This is a genomic window from Gordonia oryzae (assembly GCF_003797185.1).
In the GTDB taxonomy this organism is placed as follows: Bacteria; Actinomycetota; Actinomycetes; order Mycobacteriales; family Mycobacteriaceae; genus Gordonia; species Gordonia oryzae.
Window position 1 is genome coordinate 1 of record NZ_RKMH01000013.1, and the last position, 13,561, is coordinate 13,561.

Annotated in this window: 13 protein-coding genes; 1 reads left to right on the forward strand and 12 read right to left on the reverse strand. The window is 66.6% G+C overall.

The annotated features are described in order from the left end of the window. The first annotated feature begins 297 nt into the window (after positions 1-297). Positions 298-1,146, forward strand: coding sequence for a mycofactocin oligosaccharide methyltransferase MftM (gene mftM / locus EF294_RS16295; RefSeq protein ID WP_123931962.1), 849 nt, complete (start codon positions 298-300; stop codon positions 1,144-1,146). A gap of 6 nt (positions 1,147-1,152) precedes the next feature. Here mftM and EF294_RS16300 read toward each other — a convergent pair whose 3' ends face one another. The 12 genes from EF294_RS16300 to murA all read right to left on the reverse strand — a co-directional run bounded on the left by EF294_RS16300 (position 1,153) and on the right by murA (position 13,522). Continuing rightward, on the reverse strand, positions 1,153-1,809 hold the full coding sequence (locus EF294_RS16300; protein WP_123931964.1) for a MadR family response regulator transcription factor: 657 nt from the start codon (positions 1,807-1,809) through the stop codon (positions 1,153-1,155). Further along, a complete protein-coding gene (locus tag EF294_RS16305; RefSeq protein WP_123931966.1) occupies positions 1,806-3,290 on the reverse strand; it encodes a MadS family sensor histidine kinase in 1,485 nt (494 codons plus the stop codon). The genes EF294_RS16300 and EF294_RS16305 overlap by 4 nt, the downstream gene beginning before the upstream one ends. Then, a complete protein-coding gene (locus EF294_RS16310) occupies positions 3,287-4,507 on the reverse strand; it encodes an iron-containing alcohol dehydrogenase (RefSeq protein WP_123931968.1) in 1,221 nt (406 codons plus the stop codon). The genes EF294_RS16305 and EF294_RS16310 overlap by 4 nt, the downstream gene beginning before the upstream one ends. A gap of 63 nt (positions 4,508-4,570) precedes the next feature. Beyond that, positions 4,571-6,097 (reverse strand): VWA domain-containing protein, encoded by a 1,527-nt coding sequence (locus tag EF294_RS16315; RefSeq protein WP_123931970.1) that lies wholly within the window; start codon positions 6,095-6,097, stop codon positions 4,571-4,573. 11 nt (positions 6,098-6,108) lie between these two features. Next, positions 6,109-7,431 (reverse strand): AAA family ATPase, encoded by a 1,323-nt coding sequence (locus EF294_RS16320; protein WP_123931972.1) that lies wholly within the window; start codon positions 7,429-7,431, stop codon positions 6,109-6,111. A gap of 165 nt (positions 7,432-7,596) precedes the next feature. Continuing rightward, positions 7,597-8,889, reverse strand: coding sequence for an NDMA-dependent methanol dehydrogenase (gene mdo, locus EF294_RS16325; RefSeq protein WP_123931974.1), 1,293 nt, complete (start codon positions 8,887-8,889; stop codon positions 7,597-7,599). 210 nt (positions 8,890-9,099) lie between these two features. Next, positions 9,100-9,867, reverse strand: a complete 768-nt coding sequence (locus EF294_RS16330; RefSeq protein WP_123931976.1) for an energy-coupling factor ABC transporter ATP-binding protein — start codon at positions 9,865-9,867, stop codon at positions 9,100-9,102. Continuing rightward, the gene (cbiQ, locus tag EF294_RS16335) at positions 9,864-10,640 is read right to left on the reverse strand and encodes a cobalt ECF transporter T component CbiQ (RefSeq protein ID WP_123931978.1); all 777 of its coding nucleotides are present in this window, start codon (positions 10,638-10,640) and stop codon (positions 9,864-9,866) included. The genes EF294_RS16330 and cbiQ overlap by 4 nt, the downstream gene beginning before the upstream one ends. A 4-nt stretch (positions 10,641-10,644) precedes the next feature. Next, a complete protein-coding gene (locus tag EF294_RS16340; protein WP_123931980.1) occupies positions 10,645-11,064 on the reverse strand; it encodes a PDGLE domain-containing protein in 420 nt (139 codons plus the stop codon). Continuing rightward, complete coding sequence (locus tag EF294_RS16345; protein ID WP_123931982.1) at positions 11,061-11,786, reverse strand: energy-coupling factor ABC transporter permease; 726 nt, start codon at positions 11,784-11,786, stop codon at positions 11,061-11,063. Before EF294_RS16345 ends, EF294_RS16340 begins: the two co-directional genes overlap by 4 nt. Positions 11,787-11,966: 180 nt before the next feature. After that, positions 11,967-12,269, reverse strand: a complete 303-nt coding sequence (locus EF294_RS16350) for an ArsR/SmtB family transcription factor (RefSeq protein WP_123931984.1) — start codon at positions 12,267-12,269, stop codon at positions 11,967-11,969. Further along, complete coding sequence (murA, locus tag EF294_RS16355) at positions 12,266-13,522, reverse strand: UDP-N-acetylglucosamine 1-carboxyvinyltransferase (protein WP_123931986.1); 1,257 nt, start codon at positions 13,520-13,522, stop codon at positions 12,266-12,268. Before murA ends, EF294_RS16350 begins: the two co-directional genes overlap by 4 nt. Between the last annotated feature and the right edge of the window lie 39 nt (positions 13,523-13,561).

A 13,561-nucleotide genomic window follows, 5' to 3' on the forward strand; every position in this document is an offset into this window, starting at 1 on the left:
CCACTCCCCTACCAAACTCCTCACGGAGCCCTCCGGGGCGGCGCCGCGGCGCGCTGACTCCGACTAAGTTACGCACCCAGCTGCCGCGAATCAAATCGCCAGGTGAGGTGCGAGTCGCCCGTGCATCCGCCCTGGTCAGCGGCACCGGTACAGCTGTCAGAACTCATGCATCCGTCCGTGCGGCCCATTCGCGAGCGTTGTGATCTGGGCCATGCGGGGGCTGTGTTCGCCTCTCCGTTCGGTCAGCAGATGCACCCATTCGGGCAGTTTCGCTGCAAATGTCCAGCTCATAGCGTTGTGGCCATGAGCGTCGCGACGATGAGTGCCGGACTACCGACCACTCGCCGCATCACGGTGCGTCATGTCGAAGCGCTGCCCGCAGACCTTCCTCACGCCGGACGAGTTGCCTGGTCCACCGACTGGGATCAAGGTCGCGTCGATCTCGTCCACACCTTCACCGCCGCCGAGATCTCGGATGACGCAATGCTCCTCGCGCTCGAAGACGTGATCGATGCCGGCGCGTTGCGTGGCCAGTGGGAATTCGAGGAAGCCGCAGTCGGGCTGATCCGCACGTGCAGCGTCCACACCGATGACGCCTGGGCCGGGTTCTACGACAACTCACTGCGCGCGTTGCGTGACGGAACTGCCAGGTTCGCCCCGGTCCACCGACGGGCGCGCTCACTGATCAGCGGTTCGAGCGTGCTCGAAGTGGGTTGCTGCTTCGGTTTCTTCGCGCTTCGCTGCGCCGAGGACGGTCTCTCTGTCGCCGCATGCGACATCTCCATCGGTGCAGTGAACCTGCTGGCGCAGGCCGCACGTCGCCGTGACACCACCGTGGTCGCGGCCGTCGGAGACGCCACCGACCTCGACCGCGCCGACTCCTCGGTTGACACCGTCACACTGATCCACCTGCTCGAGCACCTGCCCGCCGACCTCGCGCGAGCCGCCATCATCGAGGCGCTTCGGGTCGCGCGCCGGCGGGTGGTGATCGCTATCCCTTACGAGGATCGTCCGAGCGAACACTTCGGCCATCTCGTTCGGTTGGGGCCCGAGAACCTGCACGCCTGGGCGGACGCAGTCGATCACGCCGGGGCCAAGATCCTCACCGATCACGGCGGCTGGTTGGTGCTCACCCCGCGTCACTGAGCCCCTTCAGATCAGCCCGCGCTTACTCGCGATGTAGACCGCATCGGTCCGTTTGGTGACGCCGAGCTTGCGAATGATGTTGCGGATGTGGAACTTCACGGTCGACTCTGAGATGAACAAGGTCGTGCCGATGCGCTTATTGCTCATCCCGTCGGCGAGTAGCCGCAATACCTCGCTCTCGCGTTCGGTCAGGGTCTCCGATCCACCGCCACCGGACACCGTCCGTAACACAATCGCGGCGCTGCGCGGGTCGAACGCACTGCCGCCACCGGAGACCGACTGGATCGCACGGACCAACTCGGTGGTGTCGACGTCCTTGACCACGTAACCACGGGCTCCGGCCTTTACTGCCCGGACCACGAGATCGTCGTCGAGGAATGTCGTCAACACCAAACTGGCCACCGAGGGATGCCGTGCGGCGATTTCGGTGATCAGTCGCAGCCCTTCGTATTCGGTGCCCGCCGTCAGTTTCAGGTCGACGACGACCACATCCGGCCGTGTCCGCTCGACCTCAGCCAATGCCTGATCGAACGAATCTGCTTCTCCCACAACCGAAATTGTCTCCTCCCGTTCGAGGAGCGAGCGAATGCCCGCACGCAGGAGCGCGTGGTCGTCGACCAGCATGGTGCGCACCGCCGTCGTCGCGACATCGGACTTGTTCATCTGCTGACCTCCTGGTGCAGTGGCGATCGAGTCCCGGCGAGACGCCGGACCGATTCGGTGGTGGAGCGACGCGGCGTCATGGAATCAGTGACCGTGCCGGCCGGGATCTCCACCCCGACGCGCACGCCACCCATCCGGGATCGACGGACCCGGAAGTCACCACCGAGATCACGCGCCCGAGCCGACATGTTCGCCAGGCCCCGATGTCGCCCGGCCAAATCTCCCAAGGTCGCCGCGCGCAGTACCCGACGCATGTGTCCCGGGTCGCCGACGCCGTTGTCGTCGACGGTCAGACTCACGTCATGATCGCCGTAGGTCAGTACCACCCGCGCCACCGTCGCCTCGGCGTGCACCGCAGTGTTGAACAGCGCCTCACCAGCGATGCGCAAAATGGCGTGTTGAACGTCATCGGGCAGGTCACGGGACCGGCCGACCACCCGGACCTCGGTCTCCAGATCGGCCGGCATGTGCATCGAGCACAGTTCGTCGAGAACCTCGCCCAGGCTCAGCCCCTCCACAGACGGGGACTGGTTCAGGGCGTAGATCACCGAGCGTAATTGTTCAACGGCGTTGCGGGTCAGCGTTCCCGCGACCTCGAGTCGCTCGGCGGTCTCCGAGTCGCACTCCATCCGGCATACCTCGATCTGCATACCCGCCGACAGCACCGATTGGGTCACCGAGTCGTGCAGTTCCCGGGCGATGCGCTCGCGCTCCTCGGTGACCAGCCGTTGTCGCATCACCGCCGACAACTCACGTTGTGTGCGTTGCAATTCCACGTTCTGCACCGCCAGGTCGGTGGCCTGCTCGCGGGCCTTGGCGTAGGCATCCTCGGCGCGCGCGAGTTGATGGCGACTCTCCTCGAGCAGTGCCGCATTGAGCAGCGCCACCACAGCCTGTCGCGCGAGGATGCGCATCACCACCAGGTCGGCGGAGTCGACGACGTGGCGCGGGGGCGTCCACGCCGAGAGCCCGCCGACCACCCGGCCGTCGAGGTGGACCGGCACATGCAGATGGTGATCGGCGACGACCGGTCGGACGAGTTCACCGAGCTGATTGCGCAGGATATCGTTGAGACGGTTGAGCACCTCGTCGGGCAGGTGACTCGGCGTGCGCGCGGCCTGCACGCCCTCGAAGGCATAGATGGTGCCGTCGCCGTCCATCATCAGGTGACGCGGCCCCGTGCGATCGAGTTCGCCGTCGCACAGGGCGAACACCACCCAATCGGCCTCGAGGTGTTCGGCCACCGCACGCACCACCGAGAGCACGAGAGTCTCCGGTCCTTCCGCGGTCTGCACGAGGGCCCGCGAAATACGGTCGAGTGCACCGACCACACGACCGAGACGCTCCTCGACCCCACGGAACTGCGCGTAGTGCGAGCCCTTCACCGAGTGCAACCCGATCAGCGAATCGAAATCTGTCTCGACGACCTCGTCCGCGCCGGGCGTCAGATCGCGGTCACCGAACCTCGAGGAGACACTCATAGCGCCTCGCGATAGAGACGGGCGACATCGGCCGGTGTCGGCTGACGCGGATTCGTTCGCATGCAGGCATCGACCAACGCGTTGGCGGTCAGCGCATTGATGTGTGCGGCGGAAACTCCCAGCTGCGAAAGGCGAGCCGGCATCCCGATCCGTCGCGAGAGTTCGCACACCGCGTCGGCGAACCGCTCGGCGGTCACGAACGCCGACGACGCCGTCGGTAGACCGACGGCCTGGGCCAAATCGACGAAGGGAGTCGGGTCGGTCTCGGCGTTGAACCGGATGACGTGCGGGAGCAGAACCGAATTTATCGCTCCGTGCGCGGCGTCGCACAACCCGCCGACCGGATGGCTCATCGCGTGGGTGGCGCCGAGGATGGCATTGGTGAACGCCATCCCGGCCTCGAGCGCGGCGTAGGCCATGTCGAGTCCGGCGTCCGGATCACCGGGAGTGTCGACGAATCGCTCGATCGACCGCCATGCGGTCCCGATGGCCGACAGCGCCGAACGGTCGGTGAGCCTGGTGTGCGCCAGCGACGCGTAGGCCTCGATGCAGTGCGTGATCGCGTCCATCCCCGACTGCGCGGCCACCTCGGGCGGCAGCGTGGCCAGCACGCGGGGATCGATCACCGATACATTAGGCACCAATCCGCGCCCGATGATGGTCACCTTCGTCATCCGATCCACATCGTTGACGATGCAGAACTGCGACACATCCGACCCGCTACCCGCAGTGGTCGGAGCCGCGACCAACGGCGGTAACGGGCTGCGGGCGCGGTCGATGCCCTCGTAGGACAGGATGTGGCCCCCGTTGGCCGCGAGGATGGCCACCCCCTTGGCGGCATCGATCACCGATCCCCCACCCAGCGCCACGATCCCGTCCGACCGTGTCTGCTCGTAGTGTTCGAAGCCCAGGGCGATCTCCGGCGCCCGGGGATTCGGTGAGACATCGGTGAAGGAGGCCACCGTGAGGTCGACTGCCCGCAACCGTTGCGCGAGGCGTGGATACCACGGGGTGGCCACCAGATTGCGATCCGAGACAATCATCAGCCGCCGCATCCCCAGACCTGCAGCGGCCGTGGGAATCTCATCCAGAGCCCCGGGACCGACGATCACCTCGGGCGTGTGGAACTTGACGACCGGGATCCGCGTCGCCCGCGCTCGGGGTTGCGGCCGTTCCGAATCCACCTCGGGTCGGGCCTCACCGATGTCGGCGTGCATCCCGTTCACCCACCTCGTCGCACCCACCAGTCGTTGCCGAAATCCTACGCGGCCGCCGGCGGTTCACGCGCCGTATGCGCTGACCGAGACCTGCTCGAGCGCCGCAAGGTCGTGGACGACGTGTACGCGGTCGCACAGCGTGGCGTAGGCCGGCAGGTCGCACGACCCGAGACCCCACGAGTAGCTGGGTTCGGGCGTGATCCAGATGGTCTCCCTGGCCCGGCGGCTGATCTCCTCCAACGCTTCGAGGTTCGGGTCGCGGCCGTTGTTGCGGCCGTCGCCGAGCACGATCACAGTCGTGCGCCGGGTGATGGCCCCGCCGAACTCGTCGAGGAAACACTGCAGAGCGTTCCCGTAATCGGAGTCGGCGTCGGTGTCGAGGACACCGCCGGCCGGCAGGCCCGAGACGACCAGCGACAGCGCCTCCTCGGCCGGGTGTTCGGCGAACAGATCGGTGATCTCGACGAGGTCGGAGACGAAGGCGAACGACCGGACGTGGGCCACCATGCTCTGCAGTCCGTGCACGAGTTGCAGAGTGAAGCGAGCTGCGTTGCGAACAGACAACGACACATCGGCGAGGATCAGCAGCGACGGGCGGTCCTCGACCTTGGCAACGGTGATGGGCCGGAACGGCACCCCGTCGAATCGCAGGTTCGCGCGCATCGTGCGGGCCGCGTCGACGGTGCCGCGGGCGGCGAGTGTGCGTCGGGCACGTGGCGCGCCGTGCAGCGATCGGATGAGCCTTCGGATCGACTCCTCCAGGCTGGCCCGTTCGTGCTCGTGAATGGCGTCGCGCACCGACGCCTTCACCTCACGATCCTCGATCTCATGGTCGGTCGCCATGAGCGCCTCGAGGTGATCACGCAGCTTCTCGGGCAAACCGTCGAGCAATCCCGCCAGCGCGCTGCGCAACCGGGCGATCTCCTCGCGGTCGGGCTGCGGACCGGACAGTCCCCCGGCGTCGTCGAGCCAGTCGAGCAGCGCCATCTCCTGCGCCACTGACAACTCGGCGTCGAGCTGGGTCGGGTTGCCGGTGACGAGCTCACCCGGCCGGCCCGGGTTGTGCAGGCGGGACACCGTCAGTTGCACACGGGCGGCCTGCTCGGAGTTGGGCACCGAGTCCGCCGACAGCACGATCTCGTCGGTCAACGACGCCATGTCGAGTTTGTTGGCCTCTTGGTGCAGGTTGTACTGCTCGGCGAGGTCCTCGGGGTCGAAGAAGTCCCGGATGTTCGACGGCGGGCCGTGACTGTGACCTTGCTGCGGGGTGTTGCTCACCTCGTCGGACAGGGTGTATTCGGCGAGCTCACCGGTGTCGCAGAGATCGTCGTGACTGTGCGAATGTCCGTGTCCGTCATCGGTGTCGAGCACCGGACGCAACGAGAAGTACTTGTCGAAGACCTCGTCGAACGTCTGCTCGTCGCGCCGATCCTTGATCAGACACGCCTGCAGCGCCGCACGCATGAGTTCACGATCGGCGAGGATCTCGGCGGTGCCGACGGCCGCCATCGCATCCATCGCCTCCGAGACGCCGATACGCACGCCGTGCAAGCGCAGCAGCCGGACGAACCGGTGGACTGCTCCTTCCATGACGCCACTCCCTAGAACGGACGCTTGCGGCGGGTACCCGAACCCGAGCGGGAACGGCCGGTGTCGCCGAAGGAGCGACTGCCCTGCGTGGCACTCACCGCCCGGGTACCGGCATCGCTCTTGGCCCCGGGCGAACCGTAATAATCGTCGCCGTGGCGGCCGGGCCTGTCCTTCTCGGCACGTTTTGCGCGACCACCGTGCGGGTCGTCATGCGTGTGTTCGCCTTCGTGGGCGTCGTCGTGGGTGTGGGAATGCCCGTCGTACGAATGGGAATGCCCGTCGTACGAATGGGAATGTCCGTGATCGTGGGAATGTCCGTGGGTGTGCAGGTGATCGGGCACCTGCGCGTTCGGGTCCACCAATCGGGGCAGGGCGTCGAGCGCGCGGGTGAGGTCGCGGTCGTACTTGACGACGACGTTGGCGGTCTGGCCGAGGATATCGGCGGAGAGTTCGTCGGCCCCGAGTACCGCGAGCGTACGCGCCCAGTCGATCGCCTCGGAGATACTCGGCGCCTTGCGCAGGTCGAGTTCGCGCAGTCCGCGCACGATCTCCACGAGTTTGGCCGCGAGCGTCTCGGCCAGGCCCGTGTTCTTGGACTTGATGATCTCCAATTCCCTTGTGGCATCCGGGTAATCGAGCGACAGATGCAGACACCGGCGCTTGAGTGCCGCCGACAGGTCACGAGTGTTGTTGGAGGTCAACACGATCATCGGCTGATGTTTGGCGACGAAGGTACCGATCTCGGGCACCGACACCTGGTATTCGGCGAGGAGTTCGAGCAGCACCGCCTCGAGCGCTTCATCGGCACGATCGACCTCATCGATCAGCAGGACAACCGGGCGTTCGCTGCGGACCGCCTCGAGCAGCGGCCGGGGGGCGAGGAAGCGCTCGGAGAAGAACACGCTCTCCTCGGCACCGATGCGGTCAACCGCCTCCGACAGTGAGTCGGCCTCGGCGACGACGGCAGAGATCTTCTCCCGCAACACCTGGGTGTAGAGCAGCTGCTTGCCGTAGTCCCACTCGTAGAGCGCGGTGGTCTCGTCCTGGCCCTCATAACACTGCAGCCGCAACAGATCTCGGCCCGTCACCTCTGCCAGGGTCTTGGCTAGCTGCGTCTTACCCACGCCTGCCGGACCCTCGAGGAGGACCGGTTTGCCGAGCCGGCTCTGCAGGAAGACAGTGGTCGCCAGACGTTGATCGGCCAGGTAACCCGCCTCGACGAACCGGGCGACCACGTCGTCGACATCACGGAAGCCGCCCGGATCGGGTTGGCTCGCAGCATCTTCGACATGCGTGGCGACGGTGTCGTCGGTGGTGACGGTGGAGGTGGGCATCGAACTCTCCTGAGGTCTGGTGGATGTGGACCGGCGGCCGGTGGCCACGCCGGTGGTCACCCGAATTGGGGGCGTTCGGGTGACCACCGGCGTGTAGTGATGTGGGGACACGCTATTCGGGGCAGACACATCCCCACATCGGTCTTCATCGGCGACGCACCGCTCTTACGGGAGCAGTTCGTCCAGATCGCCGTTGACGCAGTGCTCGACGACCGGGCGAACGGTCTCGAAGGTGCACTCCTTGGGGTTGCCCGGGGTGCACGCGTCACCGAGCACGTGATTGGTCAGCGCGTCGATGGTGGCCGCGTCGGTGGTGATCTCCTTGCGGTTCTCGTAGTACTTCGTCGGGCCCTCACCGAGACGGTTCTTCGGGTAGGTGTTCTGCTTGACGTCGGCGAACTTCTCCACGATGCCCACGTCGCGCAGCAACCGGATCGCCGCTTCGAGCGCGGCGTCGGCGGCCTGGACCTTGGTCATGCCGTGGGTGTCGACGCCCATCGCGTCGGCCATGTCGGCGAAGCGCTCGTACATGACCGGCATGTTGAAGGCCCACACGCGCGGCAGCGCAATGGCGTTGTTGAGTCCGTGGTGGGTGTCGAAGAACGCCGAGACCGCGTGGCTGATCGAGTGGATGATGCCGAGACCACCGGAGTTGAATGCCTGCGCGGCGATGTACTGCGCGTACATCATGCCCTCGCGGCCGGCGAGTTCGGTCGGGTTCCAGGTGGCCTCACGCAGGTGGCGGGCCGTCATCCGGACCGCGTGCAGGGCGTTGCCCATCGACGGCGGGAAGTTCAGGCGCGACACATACGGTTCCGAGGCGTGGGCGAGCACGTCGAACCCACACTGCGCGGTGAAGGCGACCGGGCAGTCGTAGTAGAGCACCGGGTCGTCGATCGCCAGGGTGGTCACCGCCGCGTCGTCGAAGGCGACGTACTTGTGCGGCTTGTCGGGATCGGTTGTGGTGTCGGTGATCACGTAGGCCCACGAGGTCTCCGACCCGGTACCCGCGGTCGTCGACACCGCGATGTGCGGCGGGTTCTTGGGGTTCTCGCTCTTGTTGAAGCCCTCGAACTCGTTGACGTTGCGGCCGTCGTGCGCGACCGAGATGCGCGCACCCTTGCAGGCGTCGTGCGCCGAACCGCCGCCGATGGAGATGAACGAGTCGCACTTCTCGGAGTTGTACAACGACACGGCGTCCATGACGTTGTAGTCCTTGGGGTTGGACTCGACCTGGTCGTACACGACGACCTCGAGGCCGTGGTACTTGCACGACTCCACGATCTTGTGGACGGTGTCGCTACCCCGCAGACCGGTGGTCATCACGAGGGTCTTCGTGAACCCGAGTTTGAGGGCCTCGGGACCGATCATCTCGTGCGCGCCCGGGCCCATCATCGCGCGCGGGAACGGGTGAAACTCCTTGATGGGAAACGGTTTGAGTAGTTCGTCTACCTGCATCTGACCTGTCCTCCTTCATCCGACGCACACCGCGTAACGCCGACTTGAGCACCGGCGACGTTACGCGCGTCACACCGTGTGTCAGAAGTGTTGTGAGGCCAAACCGTCCCTATTGCACCGAGTGCCAACCGAAGGGCAGTGCGTCCCCTGCCCGAGTGGTCAGGGTGATGCTGACCGCAGGGTCAGTCACCCTGACCGGCGCGCGTCGGCTCACGCGGAGGACTGAGCGGCACGTGCCCGGCGCACCGCGTCGATGTCGAAACCCCAGGGCATCTCGAGGCGATGCGCGGCAAGCAATTCCGTATCCGACAGGATGTCGTCGACGTCGCCGTCGGCGACCACCCGCCCCGCGTCGAGCACCACCGCGCGGTCACACAACTGCGCCGCATACAGCAGGTCGTGGGTGACCACGAGCATCGTCGTGTGCAGCGTGAGCAGGGTGTCGGCGAGCTCGCGCCGTGCCTGCGGGTCGAGGTTCGCCGACGGCTCGTCGAGAACCAGAATGTCTGGGCGACATGCCAATACGCTGGCGAGTGCGCCGCGTCGGCGCTGTCCGCCGGACAGGTGGTGCGGGCTTCGCCCCGCATGCTCGGTCATCGAGACCGCCGCCAGTGCCTGCTGGACGCGGGCGGCGAGTTCGTCACCGCGCACCCCGAAGTTGGCCGGTCCGAATGCCACGTCCTCGGCAAGGGTGGGCATGAACAACTGGTCGTCGGGATCCTGGAAGACCAGTCCCACGCGGCGTCGGACCTCACGCAGGGTGTCCTTGGCCACGCGGGACCCGTGGATGCTCACCTCCCCCGCGCTCGGCAGCAGAACTCCGTTGAGCTGCAGCATGAGTGTCGTCTTGCCCGCCCCGTTGGGGCCGAGCAGCGCGATCCGCTCGCCCGGTTCGACGGCGAGATCGAGATGGTCGATGGCGAGGTGCCCGTCGGGGTAGGCGTAGCGCAGTCCCGCGATCTCGATGGCGGGGGTCATCGCAACACCCAGGCGGCCGCGGCGATAGCGGTCGCGGCCAGCGCGGGTGTCACGATCACCAACCACTGGCCGGCGCTCGCACGGGCCGTGCCCACCACCCCGGGCATCTCCGAGATCGTCCCGGTGAAACCCCTCGACATCATCGCCAGATGGACGCGCTCGCCGCGCTCGTACGAGCGGAGAAACAGCGCGCCAACACCTTTGGTGATCGCACCGATCTGGTGGATCGCTCGCGGTGAGTCCCCGCGGGCGACGCGCGCGATCTGCATACGTCGGATCTCGGCGGATAGCAGATCGACGTAGCGCAGCATCATCACGAAGATCGGGGTGATCGACGCGGGCACACCGAGGCGGCTCAGCGCCACCGGCAGCTCCGGCGCCGGCGTGGTGGCAGCAAAGGTCAGCGACGCCGCCACGCCGAGCGAGCCCTTGATGACGATCCCCCACCCGGCATACAGCCCGGGCACCGACAACGAGAGCCCGGCGACGGCGACGCGCTCACCCCCTTCGGCGAAGGGCAGGAGCACCGCGAGGATGACGAACGGCACCTCGATCAGCATGCGCGGAGCGATCCACGCCGGTGAGATCCGGGCGACGACCCACACCGCGGCCACAACCGCCGCGAAACCCGCGTAGGGCCAGAACATCTCACGCGGAGTGGCCACCACTGCGAACACGAAGACGACCAGACAGACGATCTTCACCTCGGCGGGCGCACGGTGAACCGCGGAGTCGCCGGCGCGGTAGAGCGGGTGCGCGTGTCCGGCTCCCATCGACTCAGTCTCCCGATCCGGCCCCCGACCGGGCGACACCGGTACGGGCACGTCGAGCGCCGCCGATGATCCAGAACAGGCCCGCGGCGATCACGAGGGTGATCGCCACGCCGATCACCCCGGCGATCCCGTTGGTGTAGCCGATTCCACGAAAGCTGTAGTCGGCCAGCGGCGATGACGCCATGGCATGGTCTGTCGCATGCTGCGCGATGCAGTCTCCGGTGAGTTGCTCGGCACCGTCGACCTCGGTCGTCTCGCACCCGCGCAGGGTGGTCGAGTCCAGACCGTCCGGTGACGAACTGGCTAGATAGGACACCAGGCCTGCGATGAGCAAGGCCACCACACCGAACGCGATGAGGAAAGTCCGGTGATGCACCTGGGGCGGGCGGTCGCCGTGATCGTCGGTGGTTCCGGTCGCGGTCATGCCGTTGCTCCGATCAGCGTGGCGGGAGAGTCGGTGCGGCGCAACAGATAGACGAGGTCGGGTCGGGCCCGGGCTACCGCCACCACGGTCGCCGCGGTGATCAGCCCCTCTCCGACGCCGATCAACAGGTGCGTGCCCCACATGTAGCTCGCGACCGCGGTCATCGACGTCGCCGCCGCTCCACCGATCACATATTCGACGACGAATCCGCTTGCCGCGCACACGGTCCCACAGAGTGCCGCGACGAAGGCCACCACGCCCAGGCCGGCGAGCGGGTGATCGGAGTGTCCCCGGCGACCGACACGCAGTAGCCGCGACGCGGCCACCGCGACGCCGTAGCCGACGAACGTCGAGATGAGAGCCATGTTGGTGAGGTTGGCTCCGAGGGCGGTGATGCCGCCGTCGGCGAACAGCAGGCACTGCACGATCAGCACGATCGCGATACACAACGCGCCGGTATAGGGCCCCACCAGGATTGCGGCGAGAGCACCTCCGAGCAGATGCCCGCTCACACCGGGGAGGACGGGGAAATTGATCATCTGGACGGCGAAGATGAAAGCGGCGACGAGGCCGGCCATCGGCACGGTCTTCTCGTCGAGGTCGCGGCGCGCGCGCCAGGCACAGAAGGCCAGGCCGACCACGGCGATGACGCCGAACAGCAGCGAGGTCGGTGCGTTGATGATGCCGTCGCTCATATGCATGGCGACTGGGGTGGTGGACATGAGTAGTGCCCTTCGAGATCCCTGGAGGTACACGCCCGGGCGGCGCGATACGGGAAACACTAAAAGCGGACATCACATCTGTCTACTTATTCAGATGTTGAGGTGCTCAGACTGTCCGACCGGTCAGGCGTGGCCCTGACCACAATTCGACGGCGCCATGTCGATTCGGATCGGCACGGCTCACGACTCGTGGTGGCCGGCCCCGATCCAGTGCAACAGTTGATGAACCGTCTCGTCCTCGAGTCGGTAGCTGACCGAGCGGCCCTGGCGGGTGGAGGTGACCCATCCCTGATGCCGCAGCACGCGCAGGGCCTGCGAGACCGCGGTCTCGGTTCGCCCCACCTCGGTGGCGAGATCGCCGACGAAGATGCCCGGCGTCCGGTGCAGTACCAGCAGGATCTCGAGGCGGTGGGGATCGGACAGCAGGTCGAAGCGACTCGCCCAGGCGGCGATGTCGACCTCACCGGTCGGGTGGGCGCTCATCCTCGGACCCGCTCGATGCCGCCACCGAGACGGGTGAGGTTTTCCTCGAAGTTCGGGTAGCCGCGGTCGATGTGTTCGATGTCGTGCACCTCGGTGACCCCGTCGGCGACGAGTCCGGCAAGGACCAATCCGGCGCCCGCACGGATATCCGAACACCACACGGGGGCGCTCGAGAGGCGCTCGATACCTCGCACAACGGCGTGATGTCCGTCGGTGCGGGCATCGGCCCCCAGACGAACCATCTCCTCGACGAAGCGGAAACGCGCCTCGAACACGTTCTCGGTGATCACCGACATGCCGTCGGCGACCGCCGCGAGGCCAATCGCCATCGGTTGCAGGTCCGTCGGGAACCCGGGAAACGGCAGAGTGGACACGTTGACCGCGGTCGGCCTGCCCTCGTGACGCACCCGGAACCCGTCCGCCATGGTGTCCACCCGGGCGCCGGTATCGATGAGTTTGTTGAGGACGAGCTGCAGGTGCGCGGGCGCGATACCGCGCACCGTCACGTCACCACGTGTCATTGCCGCGGCGATCCCCCAGGTGGCACCGACGATCCGGTCGCCGATCACCCGGTGCTCGGCGGGATGGAGTCGATCAACACCGGTCACGGTCAGCGTGGAGGTGCCGGCACCCTCGATCCGCGCACCCATCTGGGAAAGCATCACACACAGGTCGACGATCTCCGGCTCGCGGGCGGCGTTGTCGATCGTGGTCCGCCCGTCGGCGAGCACCGCGGCCATCAGGATGTTCTCGGTGGCCCCGACCGACGGGAATTCCAGGGCCACGGGCGCACCCACCAGGGCATCCGCCTCGGCGACCACACAACCGTGCTCGATCGCGCTGTGTGCGCCGAGCGCGCGCAGACCGGCCTGATGCATGTCGAGCGGCCGGGACCCGATCGCATCGCCACCGGGGAGTGCGACGACCGCCCGGCGGCAGCGCGCCATCAACGGCCCCAGCACACACACCGACGCGCGGAACTGTTTCACCGCGTCGAAGTCGGCGTGGTATTTCGGCTCGGCAGGCGCATCGATCACGACGGTGTCGCCGTCGATGGAGACCGTCGCACCCAATCCCCGAAGTACGTCGGCCATCAGCGGTACGTCGGCGATCTCCGGCGAATTGGTCAATGTGGTCGTGCCCTCTGCGAGCAACGCGGCCGCCATCAATTTCAGGACACTGTTCTTGGCACCGCCCACCGAGACCTCACCCTGCAGACGGGCTCCCCCGGTCACCAGATAGCGATCAGTCACGCCAGACAGCTTATCGGTCTACCTACGACACTCCGGAGA